This is a genomic window from Providencia sp. PROV109 (assembly GCF_033681625.1).
In the GTDB taxonomy this organism is placed as follows: Bacteria; Pseudomonadota; Gammaproteobacteria; order Enterobacterales; family Enterobacteriaceae; genus Providencia; species Providencia hangzhouensis.
Genome location: NZ_CP096320.1, coordinates 3,637,654 through 3,655,773, shown reverse-complemented (window position 1 = coordinate 3,655,773; position 18,120 = coordinate 3,637,654). Strand labels below are relative to the sequence as shown.

The following is an 18,120-nucleotide window of genomic DNA, read 5'->3' as shown; positions in this document are numbered from 1 at the left end:
TAAATCCTTTTATTTCGCAATGATCTCGCCTTTGGGGTGAGAAAGGTGGAAGTCATCAAAAAAAGTGTACGTACCAGGTTTCAGTGGTGCGATTACCACTACTGAGCTTGCACCCGGCGCTAAAACTTTTTCTTTTCTTAATTGAATGCTTTCAAACTCTGCGGGTTCAGTACCTGTGTTGGTAATTTTAATGCGGATAATCGTTTTTGCAGGAACTTCAAGAACTCGCGGGATGAGATCACCATTTTTCATTTCTAATTCGACAGTATATTTTTCTGCAGCAAATGAAGATAAGGGAACTATTGTACAAGTGATAACCAGTAAAAAACTCAGTAATGTTTTCATTTTGGCTTGGTTTATCCTTTAATAACAACAAACAAAAAAGGGCTTACGCAAGATAACTCCCTTGGTTAAGCCCTTATCTAATTTTAATAAAAAAATTAGTAACTACCTTTACGGCCAACACCTGCGTAGTCAAAGTCCCAAGAGACTTCGAAAGGTTGGAACCAAGGGGCTACACCTGTTTCTTTATCAATATGGCGCCCAAAGGCAACTTCTTTATTGTGTGATGGCGGGTAAATTTTATAGGTGACGCGGTATTTACCATTGCCATCTAATTTAATGTTTTCCCCATAATGAGGGCCATCACTCGCCACCATAGGCATAAATGTGCCTGTTTGAGTTTGTGGTTTATCACCGAGTTTAGTAACTGAATACTCAATGGTCAGGTAAGGGATCCAATCGCCTTCTGCAAAGCCATTTGGGTTATCTTCAACAGCGTGAATATCTGCTTCTAAGTGGACATCTGCTTTATCTGCAGCTAAGTGAGACATCGCATGATGGCCTTCTTCGGTATCCATTGTAATGGGCTGTAAATAAACACCTTGGATTTCCATTCCGTTTTTGATCACAGGGTGACCGAGAGGGTACTCTTGAGCTAATGCTGAGATTGAAAACAACGCGAGACCTGAAACAGCAGCTTTATAGGCGAGTTTCATTATTTTTGTCCTTACCATAAGTGATATAGAGTAGTAATGATAATCATTACTATTAATAAAAAACAAGTGATAATTTCTGATAAGTTGACAACGCGTTGCTGAGAATGATTATTTTTATATAAAAATCTATGTGTTAGAAAAAGTTATTATTCTTCAAAAAATAACTTGCTAATAGTGTGCTCTATTAGGCAGTTTATTATTATCTACGTGATATATTTTGAATGTAGATATTCATGACAAATGAGTTTTTCATCAATTTTGTTGAAACTAAAGGTATAGCCATGCAACGACGTTATCTTGATTGTTCAGCTTCAGAAATCGCAAAATTCAATAAAAAGAATCTATTAGAATCAATTAAAGCCAGTGAAGGGCGAATATTGGTTTCTGAAACCATTGGTACAATTCAGCCTGTATTAATGACGGTAACGAATGCTGAATTAGCTGCAAGCCAAGGTGCCGATATCCTGTTGCTGAATGTTTTTGATGTTAATCAACCGATTATGCAAGGTCTGCCCGAAGGGATTGAACCCGAAGAAATCATTCGAACGCTTAAGCGTTTAACGGGGAGAGCAATAGGCGTTAATTTAGAGCCCGTACCTGAGGGATTTAATAATCCAACACAGGATGCGCAGTGGAAAATGTCAGAGGGGCGGCTAGCAACAGTAAAAAATGCCCTTAAGTTAAAAGAAATGGGTGCTGACATTATTGTTTTAACGGGAAACCCTGGAAACGGAGTCACTAATCAGGAAATTAACCAGAGTCTTAAAGAGCTTAAAGCTGTTGTTGGCGAAGATATTGTGCTTATTACAGGGAAAATGCACGCAGCAGGAGTTTTGAATGCCTCGGCTGAGCAACTCATAACAGAAGATGATATTCGTACCTTTATTAACAGTGGTGCAGATATTATTTTGCTTCCGGCTCCAGGAACGGTCCCCGGGATCTCGTTAGAATTTGTGCAAAAAATGGTGGGTTATTGCCATTCCCAAGGAGTGATGACAATGACAGCGATTGGGACTTCTCAAGAAGGCGCAGATTTACAAACTATTCGGCAAATAGCATTAATGTGTAAAATGGCTGGGACAGATTTACATCATATTGGTGATTCAGGGTATAACGGAATTGCATTACCTGAGAATATTTTAAATTATAGTATTGTGATCCGAGGGGTTAGGCACACTTACTCACGTATTGCTCGTTCAATTAATCGCTGATTGGCATTTTTAGGTGGTTTTTACAAAATGATTTGTGAAAATCACCGACTAAAAGCAAGATTTGTTTCTATCTATTCTAGATTTAAATTCATATTATTTTCGATAAAAATTTATACAATTCCCTCAATTCTTCAGGTAAAATTTCGCCCATTTTTCTAAAACAATATTTATAACACAATAAAAGAAGTGAGTTATGTCGCAAAATACTAATCCGGTACCAAAAATTGGTTTCGTTTCTCTCGGCTGCCCGAATGATGAAAATGCTACAGATTTATCGGGTAATTGAGAATTAAAATAATATTTAAATGTAAGTGCAACTTTCTTTGTCATTGGCTATATGTTGAACGCATATTGTTATTACTTCGATATAAAAAGATGTCATAGTTAAATGTGGGTTAGTTTCAGTAAGTTACCATCTTAATGGGTGTTTTCAATGCAATTACGTTATTTTTAGTTGAATATCACTATTGTGTTCATCTCATAGCATAAAAATATTAGCTCTTTCGTTTTGTAATCATTCTGCTAAACTGAAATTTAGCATAAGTCATTTTAACTGGTACAAATGAATGGATTACATTGAGCAACATTTTATTAATCTGACAAAAGAAGAAGAGATGATTGCTATTGCTATGGATAAAGGCATTGCAGGGGTTCAAGAAATAGCAGCTGATGTTTATGATGCATTAGGTGATGGGCTTAATCGCTCAATGAGAAGAGCGATCTCTTATGCTTTTGATGATGATGAGTATAATGTCATACACAACCAAGATAGTAGGCTAGTTTCAGCTATTAGAACATTTTCATTTGATTATAATCCAATAAAAGATATTGTTAATACTTATATTGAATTAGCATTAATTGAAAAAAGTGAAAGTGAGGTAAACAGCATTTATGATAAAATACTTAAACGGTTAGGTCATAGTGCAAAGCTTGCAACAAAAAGACTTACAAAAATGGTTATCATTGAAGCTATAGTTGAATCACTATACCAAATAATTCTATTTAGTCCTGTTGTTAGAAAAAATGTTAAAATGGTTTCAAATATTGCATTTACAGCAATTGGTGGTTATGGTCGGTTTGAACAAGCGGCTATTGCTGCAGAGCAGTTAAGTTGGAATGACCCATATTTTTATTGGAAGCTTTATGGTAAGGGAATTGAAATGCTGTATTTCATTCCAAAGCCTAAGTTAGAGAAAGGGTTATATCTTGTAAATGGAAAGCATACTGATGACGATATAGCATCTACAATAGTTGATTTGATTGTAGGATAATTTAATGAAGGATTTTATATCTTATTTTTTTAAAGACTTACTAAGTAATGTATTGATTACAGTAGCTACTATTAGCGTAATCATTATTTACATTATTTTCTTCCCAAATCATTGGTTTTTATTAAGCTTCATTACCATCTGTATAGTTCCATTTTATCGAAAGATAATTCTTTTTTTTAAAAGGTGAAAGGTCACATTTTAAAATTAAAAAACATTATCATTGGATATTGAATATCCCTCTGTGCCTGACATTAAATGTCGCCATGATATAGATTCGTACTTCATTAATAACTTTTCATATGGCATCAATTCATTATTGTTAATGGAGTTAGGGTAAACGCAAGAAACTTCAACTAATGAAGCTTTTGTTAATTTTAGCTCATAGAATTTTTCTAATCCGCCTTGCCCGCTTGTCCGATAAAAGTAAAAGACAGCACTAAATAATTCATTATTATTCAATGCAACACCTAGCAATGGTGATGATTTATCTATAGGTTTTAATATTTGAATTGGATGATGGGAGGAGTTTTGTGTTCTTGTCATTGAATGATTTAAACCAATAACTTGAATTTCATTTTCATGACCAAGCTGATAACGATTACCAATTGAGTCTTTGGATGAACATCCAGTAGAAATTAAACCTTGTTTATCGCCTTGTAAGCTTAAATAGATCAAATATGACATGGTACTTCCTATATGCTAATAATTTTGTGGTAAATATTGTAAATTTAACTTAGGTAATGTGCAATGAAAATAAACAGTGGCTAAAATCACAAAAAATAGAGTTTCAAAAACTCTAAAAATAACAAGTTTCTTGGTTCCCGAATGATGGTAATGCTACAGTTTTGTATGGTTATAATAATCTAGTGCAAGAAGTACTAATATCAGAGAACATAAAAACTCAATCAAACCAATAAGGTATATGGTTCTTAATTAATATTGTTGGTTCTAATTGTACTGAGATTTCAGGCAATCCACTATTTTCGTTACACTTTATTATCATAGTATTTTTATCTAATCTTATTATCTCGACATAGCGGATAGGTTGTACCATAACATTAACATCATCGACTTTAAGCATTAGCGTTACTCTGCCTTCTAGTGCAGTAAAGTAAAATAATAAAGTAACATTTCGTTTTTTATACTCATAACCAAATGTTATGTTATCTTGTATATCTTTTAAGAATGGCTCATTTTCGAAAAAACATAGAAAATCAATTTCATCTGGAAGTTCGGTAATTCCCATCATTTTGTCCTTTTATTCTGTCATTATTATATGCCTGTGGATTGTATAGTGTAAGCTTAGTCCTAATAAATTTAGCTTTATTTTCGACAAAAATTTATACAATTCCCTCAATTCTTCAGGTAAAATTTCGCCCATTTTTCTAAAACAATATTTATAACACAATAAAAGAAGTGAGTTATGTCGCAAAATACTAATCCGGTACCAAAAATTGGTTTCGTTTCACTCGGCTGCCCGAAAAACCTAGTTGATTCAGAACGCATTTTAACTGAATTACGCACTGATGGTTATCAAGTGGTTCCAAGCTATGATAATGCTGACTTAGTCATTGTGAATACTTGTGGATTTATCGACAGTGCAGTGCAGGAATCATTAGAAGCGATTGGGGAAGCACTGAATGAAAATGGTAAAGTGATTGTGACAGGATGCCTTGGTGCGAAAGAAAACCAAATTCGTGAAGTACATCCAAAAGTTTTAGAAATCACTGGCCCACATAGCTATGAGCAGGTACTTAATCATGTTCACCACTATGTTCCGAAGCCTGAACATGACCCTTTCTTGAGTTTAGTCCCTGAACAAGGGGTAAAATTGACACCAAAGCATTATGCGTATTTAAAAATTTCCGAAGGGTGTAATCATCGTTGTACTTTCTGCATTATTCCTTCAATGCGAGGGGACTTAGATAGCCGTCCAATCGGGGATGTGTTAAATGAAGCTAAGCGTCTGGTCGCTTCAGGAGTCAAAGAGTTACTGGTTATTTCCCAAGATACTTCTGCATATGGTGTTGATGTTAAAAATAAAACGGGTTTTTGGGATGGTCAGCCTGTAAAAACTAGCATGGTGGGGTTATGCGAACAACTTGCTTCAATGGGCGTATGGGTGCGTTTACATTATGTTTACCCTTATCCACATGTTGATGATGTTATCCCGTTGATGGCAGAAGGTAAAATTTTACCTTACTTAGATATTCCATTACAGCATGCAAGTCCGAAAATTTTAAAATTAATGAAACGCCCCGGTGCCGTTGAAAGAACACTTGAGCGGATTAAACGTTGGCGTGAAATTTGCCCTGAACTCACCTTACGTTCAACATTTATTGTTGGATTTCCCGGTGAGACAGAAGAAGATTTCCAAATGCTATTAGATTTCTTATTGGAAGCTAAGTTGGACCGAGTCGGCTGCTTTAAATATAGCCCTGTCGAGGGAGCGAAAGCGAATGAACTAGCTGATCAAGTTCCTGAGGAAATAAAAGAAGATCGTTATCATCGTTTTATGCAAGTACAACAGCAAATTTCTACACAGCGATTACAAGATAAAATTGGTAAAGAAATTTTAGTCATTATTGATGAAGTTGATGATGAAGGTGCTATTGGCCGTAGTATGGCTGATGCACCAGAAATTGATGGTATGGTTTATCTCAATGGTGAATTTGAGGTTAGCGTTGGGGATATAGTGAAAGTATTAGTTGAGCATGCAGATGAATATGATCTGTGGGGAAATATTGTTACTGCTTAATTTAATAAAAGCGTTCTAGAAGTGTATATGGCTAACTTAGATAGATTCAGTTAGCCATTTTCTTTTTTACCACATTGATTTACTACTTTTAATTATGAAAAATTGATGTGGATCAATGGTTGTAAACCTATCAATTAATAACTTGATCTAGAATATAATAATTAAATGGCAAATTGACATAATCAGATAACTCTTATCGAAGAATAAGGATAACTATGTCAACTCATTTAATATTTCCAACTACAACACCTGTAAAAGAAAGTATTTATAATTCAGATAATTATGAATATATCGTAGAGCTTGCTCATACAACCATTGAGAGCGGATTAGCCTCGTTACATGATAATAATATTCGCAGTTCTCTACTGAGCACTGATGGGAAAACGCTTTGGCTCAGTCATGAGCTTGATGGTAACTTTGAGATAGCAAATTTACTATCTGATAATTTAACTTATGGGGCTCAGCTTAGGTTGTATGCAGAGCCAATTGAATTACATGGAATTTTTTATTACTTAGCACCAGTGTATTCACATACTGGTGAGCCTGTACTCGTTGTTGTTTTATCTTCAACTAAGAATAGTTGCAATATTTTGTTTGCACTTACGCAATCCTTAGCAAGGGAAGTGAGTGAAAAATTGAAATTTCGCTATTACGAACAAGGTGTTTTTAAGGTAGATAAGGACGAACAACGGTTCGCTAACTTAGATATTCATTCAGTTGAGAAAGCTTTGATTATTGAAGTTGCACAAGCTTGCAAAGGTAAAATTCAAAAAATGCATAAAGTCCTTGATATGGGACGGACAACATTATGGCGCAAGCTAAAGCAGTACGAAATTAACATTAAGGACTACAAATAGCTCTTCTATATGCTCTGAATGGTAAAAAATAGCGCTTTCGCGTGTTTTTTGAACAGCTACAAAGCATAAAAACAGCGAAGCGCGAAATATTTACCAACATTTTGAACGACAGCCGATAGATAAATAAAGCGTAATCTATCTACTTGTATCGTTACTTGATGTATCGAGAAAAGAAAATGAAAACGATGCTTATTATGCTTGGATACGGTAAAGAGGTATGTCGTTTGTAGCCTTATTTTTTTAGTTTTATGAGAGAGAAAGTTTGTTGATAAAGGTTATTGTTTTACTAAAAAAGTAGTGAGATATGGGGAGGGTAAATAATACTTTAATAACTAAAAAAAATGTAATTTTATTTTGTGATTATTAGTGGTTATTATTACCATCTGAATTATTAATTTACTTAGGTTTTTAATCCATAACAGAGTGGTGTTGTTTTTATCACTTATAAAAATAAGTTATTATTTCAAAATTAACAGAATATTAATCTATATTTATCTAAATTATAGTACCTTTAGGTATTTTTCATATAGTTAATTTCTGATGGCTTAGAATCAAGCCATCAGAAATAATAACGCTATAAGAAGGTAAACATAGCATATAGATTAAATATATCTAGGATAGGTATTAATATATTCGTATTCTTGAATAAGTTGTGGTAGTGATTTTATTCCTAATTTTGTATAAATATTAGAGCGATGTACCTCTACAGTTCTTGGTGATAATGACAGTTTTTCTGCGGTTTCTTTACTGGTATTACCTTCTAATATCATATCCATAATTTCTCTTTCTCTAACCGAAAGACGATTAAATTTATCAGAGAGATGAGTATATTTTTTATGCTTTTCATGCATACTTAAAAATAATTCCATCGCGTTACTAATGGAATTTGATATTTCTATATCTTTGAAAGGAAAAGGAAAAAAATCAAAAGCTCCAGATTTAAAGCTTTCTCGACATAGACTGATAGAAGGCTCTTCGGCAAGCACAATGAATGGAACAATACCAAATGAATTATTTATATTGTTTAATCGATTAATACGATTTTCATCATTGTTTAAGAATAATAAAATACATTCCTTTACATTAATCTCATTAGGGTAAGTATAATTACTCATAAACACTTCTTCGTTATTATAAAATCTAAAGATAAAACCAAAAGATTCCATCATTAATTTCAGTTTATTCTTAAAGACATTATCACTTTCTACGATTACGTGAATGGTGTTATTCATCACCATACTCCTGTTGAACTGATTTGATATTCATACTAATCTGATAAAATACGTAGATAAATAAAGTGAAATTTAAATTCCACAATAATATTTTCTACTGATCGTTGTTTTTTTTATTAATGTAATACTGACCTTAATTTATATTAAAAACATCATCTAGTTAAATTTAATATAAAAATAGAAACAATAGTTAAAGTTTGTGTCATTGGGTAATATTCGATTAATGACGTGTAACATTTTAGGTGATTTTACTTATTAAATGTGTTTTTATCATAAAGTGATAGACAGAAATATTGCTAAAGCTAATCAATAATATCTTAAATCATTAGTCATAAAAAGTCTTAGATGTACACTTATGTTGTTTTTTGAGGTGATAGCTCTTAACTTGTGAATTGACGAAGATTAAGTACTTTTTATATCTAACATGTTAAAATTAATACTTACCTAGTTTTGATGAGTGAATATACTTAATGGCTTCTTTAAAAGACGTAGCTCGACTTGCAAATGTTTCATTGATGACTGTATCAAGGGCAATTAATAGCCCTGAATTACTAAAGCCTGAAACCTTGAAACAAGTCCAACAAGCTATTGAGTCACTCAATTATGTCCCTGATTTTTCAGCGCGAAAGATCAGAGGGAAAAGCTCTAGGGTTTCGACAGTTGGTGTTTTGGCCCTCGATACAGCAACTACCCCTTTTTCTGTAGAAATCATTCTTTCAATAGAACAAACCGCGAGACAATTCGGCTGGAGTAGCTTTGTAGTTAATATTACATCTAGCGAAGATAGTGAAAGAGCTGTCCGACAATTATTATCTCAGCGGCCTGATGGTATTATTTATACTACGATGGGGCTTCGAGAAGTAGCGATTCCAGAAACATTACATAATAATCGTTTGGTTCTTGCTAATTGCATAGATAAAAATGGGCAGTTCCCTGCTTATGTGCCAGATGATTTTAATGGTCAATTTAATGCAGTAAAACGCTTAATAGAGAAAGGGTATCGAAATCCTCTTTGTCTTTATATTCCGCAAGAGACACTTGCTGGAAAAATGCGCCGTGAAGCAGTGGAGTCTGCGTGGGCAAGTGCTGACTTACCGCTAGCATCACTTCAGCAACACCATTTAGAGTTAGGCGATGAGCATTATTTAGATGTTATAGCTTTAATTAATAGTCATTTTAAGAATAAAAAACCGAATTTTGATGTCATTATTTGTGGAAATGACCGTATAGCATTTTTAGCTTACCAAGTACTACTTAGCCGTGGCTTACGTATTCCACAAGATATCGCAGTACTTGGCTATGATAATATGATAGGTGTCGGGGAACTATTTTATCCTCCATTAAGTACGGTTGTGTTACCGCACTATCAATTAGGCCAACAAGCCGCTTTACACATCATAGAAGAACGGCAGCAAAATAGTGTTGAATATGTTGCTTGCGACTTGTTAGAACGTAATTCTTTTTAACCTTGCAGAGAAAAGCAAATCTAGTAGCTTGCTATTCAATGGATTTTTTGATCTCCCAATAAATCGCTTTTTCGAGCTTTGCTTGCTGATTTATTGCAAATAATCTTAAGTCCCGCTCACTTTGATGGGGGTAGATTCGACAACTAAAGTTGAGTTCACCATCATTAATAAATACTTCCAAGCTAGAGTGATCGATAAAAGCATTTATTTTAAGTTGATGACCTTCAGGTATTGGCGCACAACGACTATCACTAATTGTATATTCAGGGTAATGACGCATTAAGGTTAATTGCTGACTTTGGTTATCAATGTAAAACTGTACGCCGTATCCTACCCAAAAGCCGAATTTTTCAGCAGGGCTTTGCTGTAAGTCCCAGATAAGTTCTATTTCACAACTTGTCGCATTCTCATTCAGTATGATTGTGCTGTTTTTAGCTAGTGTTGTTGCGGGAAAATGGCTTGCGGACTGACGTAATGTTTTCAATTCCTCTATAGGTTTAGCGACAATTTTACCTTGTTCATTCAGTGTTAGCTCTCTAGGTAAAGTAAAACATCCTGACCACCCATGTTTTTGTGTGGGCATATGGCTTTCCCACATATCCATCCAAGCGATAGCGATACGGCGGCCATCTTTAGCTAAAAAGGTTTGAGGTGCGTAAAAGTCTTGGCCGAAATCAAGTTCTGTAAATGCATGTGAAATTTTATAAGATGAATTAGGAGACCAATTACCAACCAAATAACCATTTTGAAATAGATTTCGATACTGATAATTTTTTGCCTTTTTTCCTTGAGGTGAAAAGAGGGCAACAAATTGTTCGCCTAATGGAAAGAAATCAGGACATTCCCACATATAAACATTATCGTCGTCAGTTTTTGCCAGAACTTGGTAGTTTTGATCCCAATTTAATAAGTCTGTACTCTTAAATAAAAGTATTTGTCCTTGATCTTGGGAGTCTCTTGCGCCGACGACCATCCACCATTTTCCATCTTGTCGCCAAACTTTAGGATCTCGAAAGTGCATATAACCATCGGGTGCAGAAAGTACAACACCTTTCTTTTCGAAATGAATACCATCTTCACTGATTGCAACACATTGTGATTGGATGATTTGACTATCATCACCTGGATTTGCTAACCAGATGTGGCCCGTGTAGAACAGATATAATTTATTATCGTAACTAATTGCAGATCCTGAGAAACAACCATCTCGGTCATAGTCTTCACTAGGTGCTAACGCAATTGCCTGATGTTCCCAATGTACCATATCTGTACTTGTTGCATGCCCCCAATGCATGGGGCCCCAAATCGCACTAAATGGATGATGTTGATAAAATGCATGGTATTGGCCTTGATGATAGATCAAACCATTAGGGTCATTCATCCAGCCTGCATAAGGGGCAAGGTGGTATTGTGGGTAAAACTGCAAGTCCATATTTTTCCTTGCTGTTTTGATGGCTTCGTTGGCTAGTTCAAGTTGTTTTTTCATTATGGCTTCCTGAATGTTTTTCGATCGCAATAACAAAATAAGCACATGAAATTCAATAATAGGTGCGTTTATTTGCTGGTTTCTTTATACTCAATGTTAACGTTAACAGTTTGCGTTTACTAGTTTTATTTTTATGAGTTGGTAATGTGCTAGCTATGAATAAGAATGAAGGTTAAAAATATAAAACTCGCAAAGGAGACATAATGAAAGTTTGGGCGTTAGGGGATGCTGTCATTGATTTAATCCCCCTTCAAAACATGCAATATGAAGCTTGTGCTGGTGGAGCACCTGTGAATGTTGCCGCGGGTGTTGCACGCTTAGGGCAAAACAGTGGTTTTATTGGGCGAGTCGGCGAAGAAGCTTTTGGGCATTTTATGCAGAAAACCCTATTTGATATAGGGGTTGATACTAGTGCGATGGAGTTTGATGAAAAGTATAAAACAAGTACTGTTCTCGTCTCGTTACACGAAAATGGAGAACGTGAATTTTCTTTTTTAGTTTCTCCTTCGGCCGACCAATTTTTAACGATAAATAATTTACCGCAATTTGGTAATGATATTTTGCATTTTTGCTCATTAGCTCTGGTGCACCATCAATGCAGAGCATCACTATCGACAGCTATCGAACAACTCAAGCTCGCTGGTGGATTACTGAGCTTTGATATTAACATTCGTCCGCAAATGTGGTCAGATCCCGACGAAATGCACCAAATTGTTGATAATTTTGCAAAACAAGCAGATATTTTAAAACTTTCGGATGATGAATTGCTGTGGTTAACGCAAGAAAGTCGTTTTGAGAATGCCATAGCTAAATTGCAAAATTACCCTGCTCAATTAAAAATTGTGACTCAAGGTGCTAAAGGTTGTCAGGTGTTCACCCCCTCAGTTCAAATAGCCGTAAGTGCTTATTTAGTTGAAAGTATTGATACTACTGGTGCAGGTGACGCATTTATGGCAGGGTTATTGGCGGCCATCTCACAATATGGGCTAGTCAACGAAAAAGAGGGATTGATGAAGGTCATCTCGCAAGCTACGGCTTGTGGTGCATTAGCGACAACTAAAAAAGGCGCTATCGCTGCGGCTCCGACACAACAGGAATTATTTGTATTTATGCAGCAGCAACCGCCATTACATCAACGCGATGTTTTTTGATGAGAATATATGTGTATTGAGCAACTAAAAGGTAGCGATATAGTTACCTTTTAGTTTAAGAATACTTGATATAATTCAAATTATATTATGGTGGTGGCAAGTTTTATTTTTTGCATTTTGGCGTATGATAAGTAGCTAATATTATTTAATCAGATTTTATTGTGGATAAATCATGTTGCTTCGCTCGGGAGTAGCTCTTGCTATTTTTTCCTATATCTTATGGGGAATAACACCATTATTTTATCGTTTACTTCCCGGTGCGGAACCTTTAGAGCTACTTGCAGAACGTCTTATCTGGTCTGTGCCTATACTTTTTCTTGTTCGCTTAATTATCAAAAATAAATCTTTATGGCGTGAGGTATGGTCTGACAAACAGTCGATAATTCTATGTTTATTTAGTTCGTCGGTTATGGCGATATCTTGGACAACATTTACTTATGCATTAACCCACGGGCAGGTGTTAGCTGCTAGTCTTGGCTATTTTATTAACCCATTATTTTCTATTTTACTTGGTGTTTTGTTCCTTCGCGAACGGCTTGTTTTTGCAGAAAAAATGGCTGTTATTTTTATTTGTGCGGGGGTCGGTTACCAAATTTGGCAGTATGGTGAATTACCTATTTTAGCGTTAGTAATGGGGAGTGCTTTTGCAGTCTATGGGTTAATTCGTAAATTTATTCGATTTGATGTGATTACGTCTTTATTTCTAGAAGCACTTTGGCTGCTTCCCATTGCAATAGCGATCACTTGGTGGTTAGCATCTCATGGTCTAAGTGCCGTGACGCAAGGGGATTGGCAAATTAAAGTTCTTTATATGTTAGCGGCGCCTGTCACGATAATTCCTTTGCTCTTTTTTACCGCAGCGATTAAACGGACATCATTAACGGTGATTGGTTTAGCGCAATATATAGAACCAACAATTCAATTTTTATTGGCCGTATTTTTATTTAATGAGCTCTTTGATTGGGTCAAAGGTATTAGTTTTTCACTTATTTGGATTGGTTTAATGTTTTGTGTATTAGCTATTTTACGCAAACAGTATATTAAATTTTCTCACAAAGAACCCTTTATTACTGGGCGCGATAAAACACCATTAGATTAAATAATAATTATTATTATCAATCGATTATGAAATTTTTTTTTATAGTGTTTTTTCCTTGATAGTAAAAGCAAACGATTGCGTATATAATGGGTATCAACTTTTTGTCGGTAAGGTCATCAATCATGAATCAATTAGGTACTGCGCTGTGTAAATCTGCAACAAAAGTCATGCTGTTAGGTGCTGGAGAGTTAGGCAAAGAAGTTGCGATTGAATGTCAACGATTGGGCATCGAAGTTATTGCGGTTGATCGCTATGATAATGCGCCAGCGATGCATATTGCACACCGCAGTTATACGATAAACATGCTTGATGGCGAAGCGCTGAAGCAAATAGTCTCTCTGGAAAAACCCGATATTATCGTGCCTGAAATTGAAGCGATTGCGACACAGGTATTGATGGAGCTTGAACAGCAAGGACAAAAAGTGGTTCCATCTGCGAAAGCCATTGTACTTACTATGGATAGAGAAGGGATCCGTCGTTTAGCGGCAGAAGAGTTGAAATTGCCAACATCAGAGTACCAATTTGTAGACAGTAAACCCGATTTTATTGCAGCGGCAGAAAAAATTGGGTTTCCCTGTATTGTTAAGCCTGTGATGAGTTCATCAGGAAAGGGACAAAGTGTGATCCGCTCTCGAGCAGAATTAGATCAGGCTTGGGATTATTCCCAGCAAGGTGGGCGAGCAGGGCAGGGGCGTGTAATTGTTGAAAAAATGGTTAATTTTGATTTTGAAATTACATTGTTAACAGTCAGTGCAGTGGATGGTATTCACTTTTGTGCGCCTATAGGTCACCGACAAGAAAAAGGGGATTACCGTGAGTCTTGGCAGCCGCAGTACATGAGTGAGGCTGCGTTGAAAAAAGCGCAAGACATTGCCAAGAAAATTGTAACCTCTCTAGGAGGTTATGGAATATTTGGTGTTGAATTATTCGTATGTGGTGACGATATCATTTTTAATGAGGTTTCGCCTCGTCCCCATGATACGGGGATGGTGACGCTTATTTCGCAGAGTTTATCTGAATTTGCATTACATGTTCGTGCATTTCTTGGTTTCCCAATTGGAGTGATCCGTCAATATGGGCCGAGTGCTTCAGCGGTTATTTTACCTAATTTACAAAGCCAAAATGTGGTTTTTTCAAATATTGGTGCTGCTTTGGGGTCTGACACCCAATTACGGTTATTTGGTAAACCTGAAATTGCAGGAACTCGTCGGTTAGGTGTGGCTTTGGCGATAGCGGATTCTATTGAAAATGCATTAGATATGGCGAAGAAAACCGCGAATACAGTGTGTGTTTCTGGTTGATCTTGATGAATTTTGCGCTCAATGACTCTAAGTGAGTGAGCGCTTGTATACTTTAATTTTAACCTTGAGATTATCTTCATATAAGACTTTATTTACCTTTATTCCTAGTTTCACTGAAATGGATATCCGCTATCTTTAATTAAGAGAGTATTTAATAGAGCAAAATTGATGAGCTTAGCGTCTTATCACTTAGTAGGCATAAAAGTAGAATAAGGAAAGTTATGATGATTCATTATGTAGTTGGTTTAATGTCATTAGGATTAATATCTTTTTTATCAACAGCGCAAAATCTTGAACAACAATTCAGTTTATGGGTAGAGAACGAAAAAGATAAAATCGAGTGTTTTGAGCAACAATCTTCATTTAAGTATTGCTTAGGTAAATCATCGAATAAAGGCTTAGCTGTTTTTGATCAGAAAGGACAAGAGATTTATCAACTTTACTATTTTGATAATTGGCCTGATGAAGCGCAAGACGGGGTATATCGAATTCGCAAAGAAAATAAAATTGGTTTTGCAGACGCAATTACTGGGGAAATCGTGGTTGATGCAATTTATGATTGCGCGTATCCCTTTGAAGCAGGGAAAGCGAAAGTCGGTATCGGATGTGAAACGCAAACAGATGGTGAACACAGTTGGTGGGTTGGTGGTAAATGGACAACAATTACACGCCAATAGCACATAGATATTATAAAGCTTCAGATAACCTAACTTTGAGATTTCACGTTATTAGTGAACTTTGTTTACAATAAATTTCATTTTATTCATATGAGTTACATTTTTTAACTTATTGAAAACAAATCAGAATCGTTATATGGATCACATTTTTGACCTCATATTCCCTTCCTAAAAACCATTTAAAGTAAAAAACAAACCGCTTAATTCTATATGGCACCACTTAGCATAACTTTAGTCATTTGCTGAGTGTAATTTCATACCATATACACCATGGCAGAGCTCAATTTTTTAATTCAATACAGTTCAACCACTGCCAATTAAAAAACCATCAACGATAAATGATAAGCAACGAAAACACAGCGATATCGTTTTTTAAGATGGTTAATACAAAATCAATGGCATGTTCGTTTTACCTCAGAAGGGTGTTCTATGAACAAAAATGGTATTTTAAAGCATATTCCGTGGATGATCCTCGGGATAATCGGTGCAGTCTGTTTAGGGGTTGTTGCACTCAGACGCGGTGAGCACATTAGTGCGTTGTGGATTGTCGTCGCTTCTGTGGCGGTGTATCTCATCGCATATCGTTATTACAGCTTATATATTGCTAAGAAAGTGATGAAGCTGGATGAAACACGTGCGACCCCAGCCGTCATTAATAATGATGGTTTAAACTATGTTCCGACAAATAAAAATGTTCTATTTGGTCACCACTTTGCCGCGATTGCAGGGGCTGGGCCATTAGTCGGACCCGTTCTTGCGGCGCAAGTAGGCTATTTACCCGGTACCTTATGGTTACTAGCTGGGGTTGTGTTAGCCGGTGCGGTGCAAGATTTCATGGTGTTATTTATTTCATCACGCCGTAATGGTGCATCATTAGGGGAAATTGTTAAAGAGGAGCTTGGCCCAATTCCGGGAACGCTAGCGCTCTTTGGGTGCTTCCTAATCATGATCATTATCCTTGCTGTATTAGCATTGATTGTGGTGAAAGCCTTGGCAGAAAGCCCATGGGGTGTCTTTACCGTTGTTTCGACAGTGCCTATCGCATTGTTTATGGGGATATATATGCGATATATCCGGCCGGGACGCGTAGGTGAAGTTTCTGTTATCGGTATTGTTCTGTTAGTTGCTTCCATTTGGTTTGGTGGTGTGATTGCTCATGACCCATACTGGGGCCCAGCACTGACATTCAAAGACACGACGATCACTTATGCGTTAGTCGGTTATGCGTTTGTTTCAGCATTATTACCTGTATGGTTAATTTTAGCGCCTCGTGACTATTTAGCGACCTTCCTGAAAATTGGGGTTATTGTTGGTTTAGCGATTGGTATCGTTATTCTAAACCCTGAATTAAAAATGCCAGCTGTCACGCAATTTGTTGATGGCTCTGGTCCTGTTTGGAAAGGTACTCTATTCCCATTCTTATTTATTACCATCGCTTGTGGTGCGGTATCCGGTTTCCATGCGCTTATTTCTTCAGGGACAACACCTAAGTTATTAGCAAACGAAAAAGATGCGCGTTACATCGGTTATGGTGCAATGTTAATGGAGTCATTTGTTGCGATTATGGCACTGGTAGCGGCTTCTATTATCGAACCAGGCTTGTATTTTGCAATGAATACACCACCGGCAGCGTTAGGTATTACTATGCCTAACTTACATGAACTGGGTGGTCCAGATGGCGCAGCTATCATGGCTCAGCTCAAAGATGTGTCTGTTCATGCAGCCGCTACAGTGAGTTCATGGGGCTTTGTGATTTCACCTGAGCAAATCATGCAAACAGCGAAAGATATTGGTGAGCCGTCGGTGTTAAACCGTGCAGGTGGTGCGCCAACATTAGCGGTAGGTATTGCGTATGTCTTCCATGAAATCATGCCCGCGGCAAATATGGGCTTCTGGTATCACTTTGGTATTCTGTTTGAAGCGCTGTTTATCTTAACCGCATTGGATGCAGGAACCCGTTCTGGTCGCTTTATGCTGCAAGATTTATTAGGTAACTTTGTTCCGTTCTTGAAGAAAACCGATTCACTGGTTGCGGGTATCATCGGTACAGCGGGCTGTGTTGGGTTATGGGGTTACTTATTGTATCAAGGCGTTGTTGACCCACTGGGCGGTGTTAAGAGCTTATGGCCTCTGTTCGGTATCTCGAACCAAATGTTAGCAGCGGTTGCTTTAGTCTTAAGTACAGTTGTATTGATTAAGATGAAACGCAGTAAATACATTATGGTGACTGTCTTACCTGCAGTATGGCTATTAATCTGTACAACTTGGGCATTAGGACTGAAATTATTCAGTGATAACCCACAACTGGAAGGGTTCCTATACTTAGCGAAATCTTATAAAGATAAGATTGCGGCAGGTGGTGCAGAGTTAACTGCACAAGAAATTACTAATATGAATCACATTATTATTAATAACTACACCAACGCTGGGCTGAGTATTCTATTCTTAGTGGTTGTTTACGGTATCATTTTCTACGGTATCCGCGTTGGGATGAAAGCACACAAAAACCCAGAGCGTACAGACAAAGAAACACCTTATGTTCCTGTACCTAAAGAGGGCGTGAAAGTTTCATCTTCACATTAAGTCACCCTTCAACGGATTTGAACATCGAAA

General features: G+C 36.5%; 16 protein-coding genes. 10 read left to right on the top strand and 6 right to left on the bottom strand.

Annotated features, from left to right (window positions below; translation table 11 throughout):
* Window positions 1–9: 9 nt before the first annotated feature.
* Both M1F25_RS16925 and M1F25_RS16920 read right to left on the bottom strand, forming a co-directional pair.
* A complete protein-coding gene (locus M1F25_RS16925; protein WP_004260622.1) occupies window positions 10–345 on the bottom strand; it encodes a cupredoxin domain-containing protein in 336 nt (111 codons plus the stop codon).
* A gap of 95 nt (window positions 346–440) precedes the next feature.
* Window positions 441–998: an iron transporter gene (locus M1F25_RS16920; RefSeq protein ID WP_094960937.1), complete on the bottom strand. Its 558-nt coding sequence runs from the start codon at window positions 996–998 to the stop codon at window positions 441–443.
* Window positions 999–1,279: 281 nt separating this feature from the next.
* On the opposite strand from M1F25_RS16920, the gene M1F25_RS16915 reads away from it, so the two are divergent.
* Window positions 1,280–2,209 (top strand): haloacid dehalogenase-like hydrolase, encoded by a 930-nt coding sequence (locus M1F25_RS16915; RefSeq protein WP_164455181.1) that lies wholly within the window; start codon window positions 1,280–1,282, stop codon window positions 2,207–2,209.
* 566 nt (window positions 2,210–2,775) lie between these two features.
* A complete protein-coding gene (locus M1F25_RS16910; protein ID WP_112307186.1) occupies window positions 2,776–3,480 on the top strand; it encodes a hypothetical protein in 705 nt (234 codons plus the stop codon).
* 204 nt (window positions 3,481–3,684) lie between these two features.
* Here the strand turns inward: M1F25_RS16910 and M1F25_RS16905 are convergent, their stop codons facing one another.
* Together M1F25_RS16905 and M1F25_RS16900 are read right to left on the bottom strand one after the other, a co-directional pair.
* Window positions 3,685–4,164 carry an Hcp family type VI secretion system effector gene (locus M1F25_RS16905; RefSeq protein ID WP_110592280.1) on the bottom strand — a complete coding sequence of 160 codons (480 nt, stop codon included), beginning with the start codon at window positions 4,162–4,164 and terminating at the stop codon, window positions 3,685–3,687.
* Window positions 4,165–4,381: 217 nt separating this feature from the next.
* Window positions 4,382–4,729: a hypothetical protein gene (locus tag M1F25_RS16900; RefSeq protein ID WP_137018913.1), complete on the bottom strand. Its 348-nt coding sequence runs from the start codon at window positions 4,727–4,729 to the stop codon at window positions 4,382–4,384.
* A gap of 174 nt (window positions 4,730–4,903) precedes the next feature.
* On the opposite strand from M1F25_RS16900, the gene rimO reads away from it, so the two are divergent.
* A complete protein-coding gene (gene rimO / locus M1F25_RS16895; RefSeq protein ID WP_112307185.1) occupies window positions 4,904–6,238 on the top strand; it encodes a 30S ribosomal protein S12 methylthiotransferase RimO in 1,335 nt (444 codons plus the stop codon).
* Between the two features lie 215 nt (window positions 6,239–6,453).
* Window positions 6,454–7,095: a helix-turn-helix domain-containing protein gene (locus tag M1F25_RS16890; RefSeq protein WP_110592277.1), complete on the top strand. Its 642-nt coding sequence runs from the start codon at window positions 6,454–6,456 to the stop codon at window positions 7,093–7,095.
* Window positions 7,096–7,697: 602 nt separating this feature from the next.
* Here the strand turns inward: M1F25_RS16890 and M1F25_RS16885 are convergent.
* On the bottom strand, window positions 7,698–8,327 hold the full coding sequence (locus tag M1F25_RS16885) for a response regulator transcription factor (RefSeq protein ID WP_094960939.1): 630 nt from the start codon (window positions 8,325–8,327) through the stop codon (window positions 7,698–7,700).
* Between the two features lie 470 nt (window positions 8,328–8,797).
* Between M1F25_RS16885 and M1F25_RS16880 the strand changes: the two genes are divergently transcribed.
* The gene (locus M1F25_RS16880; protein ID WP_004260608.1) at window positions 8,798–9,793 is read left to right on the top strand and encodes a LacI family DNA-binding transcriptional regulator; all 996 of its coding nucleotides are present in this window, start codon (window positions 8,798–8,800) and stop codon (window positions 9,791–9,793) included.
* Between the two features lie 31 nt (window positions 9,794–9,824).
* Here M1F25_RS16880 and M1F25_RS16875 read toward each other — a convergent pair whose 3' ends face one another.
* The gene (locus tag M1F25_RS16875; RefSeq protein ID WP_094960940.1) at window positions 9,825–11,279 is read right to left on the bottom strand and encodes a glycoside hydrolase family 32 protein; all 1,455 of its coding nucleotides are present in this window, start codon (window positions 11,277–11,279) and stop codon (window positions 9,825–9,827) included.
* A gap of 203 nt (window positions 11,280–11,482) precedes the next feature.
* Between M1F25_RS16875 and M1F25_RS16870 the strand changes: the two genes are divergently transcribed.
* The 5 genes from M1F25_RS16870 (at window position 11,483) to M1F25_RS16850 (ending at window position 18,090) form a co-directional block, all read left to right on the top strand.
* Window positions 11,483–12,430: an aminoimidazole riboside kinase gene (locus M1F25_RS16870; protein ID WP_004260601.1), complete on the top strand. Its 948-nt coding sequence runs from the start codon at window positions 11,483–11,485 to the stop codon at window positions 12,428–12,430.
* Window positions 12,431–12,602: 172 nt separating this feature from the next.
* A complete protein-coding gene (gene rarD, locus M1F25_RS16865) occupies window positions 12,603–13,529 on the top strand; it encodes an EamA family transporter RarD (RefSeq protein ID WP_004260597.1) in 927 nt (308 codons plus the stop codon).
* Between the two features lie 122 nt (window positions 13,530–13,651).
* Complete coding sequence (gene purT / locus M1F25_RS16860) at window positions 13,652–14,830, top strand: formate-dependent phosphoribosylglycinamide formyltransferase (protein WP_110592272.1); 1,179 nt, start codon at window positions 13,652–13,654, stop codon at window positions 14,828–14,830.
* Between the two features lie 221 nt (window positions 14,831–15,051).
* On the top strand, window positions 15,052–15,507 hold the full coding sequence (locus tag M1F25_RS16855; RefSeq protein ID WP_004260591.1) for a hypothetical protein: 456 nt from the start codon (window positions 15,052–15,054) through the stop codon (window positions 15,505–15,507).
* Window positions 15,508–15,936: 429 nt separating this feature from the next.
* Window positions 15,937–18,090, top strand: a complete 2,154-nt coding sequence (locus M1F25_RS16850) for a carbon starvation CstA family protein (protein WP_004260588.1) — start codon at window positions 15,937–15,939, stop codon at window positions 18,088–18,090.
* The last annotated feature ends 30 nt before the right edge of the window (window positions 18,091–18,120 follow it).

What these genes read in the sequence shown, in the direction of transcription:
- M1F25_RS16925 (WP_004260622.1), bottom strand. Translation starts at nt 345, where the DNA reads ATGAAAACATTACTGAGTTTTTTACTGGTTATCACTTGTACAATAGTT.
- M1F25_RS16920 (WP_094960937.1), bottom strand. Translation starts at nt 998, where the DNA reads ATGAAACTCGCCTATAAAGCTGCTGTTTCAGGTCTCGCGTTGTTTTCA.
- M1F25_RS16915 (WP_164455181.1), top strand. Translation starts at nt 1,280, where the DNA reads ATGCAACGACGTTATCTTGATTGTTCAGCTTCAGAAATCGCAAAATTC.
- M1F25_RS16910 (WP_112307186.1), top strand. Translation starts at nt 2,776, where the DNA reads ATGGATTACATTGAGCAACATTTTATTAATCTGACAAAAGAAGAAGAG.
- M1F25_RS16905 (WP_110592280.1), bottom strand. Translation starts at nt 4,164, where the DNA reads ATGTCATATTTGATCTATTTAAGCTTACAAGGCGATAAACAAGGTTTA.
- M1F25_RS16900 (WP_137018913.1), bottom strand. Translation starts at nt 4,729, where the DNA reads ATGATGGGAATTACCGAACTTCCAGATGAAATTGATTTTCTATGTTTT.
- rimO (WP_112307185.1), top strand. Translation starts at nt 4,904, where the DNA reads ATGTCGCAAAATACTAATCCGGTACCAAAAATTGGTTTCGTTTCACTC.
- M1F25_RS16890 (WP_110592277.1), top strand. Translation starts at nt 6,454, where the DNA reads ATGTCAACTCATTTAATATTTCCAACTACAACACCTGTAAAAGAAAGT.
- M1F25_RS16885 (WP_094960939.1), bottom strand. Translation starts at nt 8,327, where the DNA reads ATGAATAACACCATTCACGTAATCGTAGAAAGTGATAATGTCTTTAAG.
- M1F25_RS16880 (WP_004260608.1), top strand. Translation starts at nt 8,798, where the DNA reads ATGGCTTCTTTAAAAGACGTAGCTCGACTTGCAAATGTTTCATTGATG.
- M1F25_RS16875 (WP_094960940.1), bottom strand. Translation starts at nt 11,279, where the DNA reads ATGAAAAAACAACTTGAACTAGCCAACGAAGCCATCAAAACAGCAAGG.
- M1F25_RS16870 (WP_004260601.1), top strand. Translation starts at nt 11,483, where the DNA reads ATGAAAGTTTGGGCGTTAGGGGATGCTGTCATTGATTTAATCCCCCTT.
- rarD (WP_004260597.1), top strand. Translation starts at nt 12,603, where the DNA reads ATGTTGCTTCGCTCGGGAGTAGCTCTTGCTATTTTTTCCTATATCTTA.
- purT (WP_110592272.1), top strand. Translation starts at nt 13,652, where the DNA reads ATGAATCAATTAGGTACTGCGCTGTGTAAATCTGCAACAAAAGTCATG.
- M1F25_RS16855 (WP_004260591.1), top strand. Translation starts at nt 15,052, where the DNA reads ATGATGATTCATTATGTAGTTGGTTTAATGTCATTAGGATTAATATCT.
- M1F25_RS16850 (WP_004260588.1), top strand. Translation starts at nt 15,937, where the DNA reads ATGAACAAAAATGGTATTTTAAAGCATATTCCGTGGATGATCCTCGGG.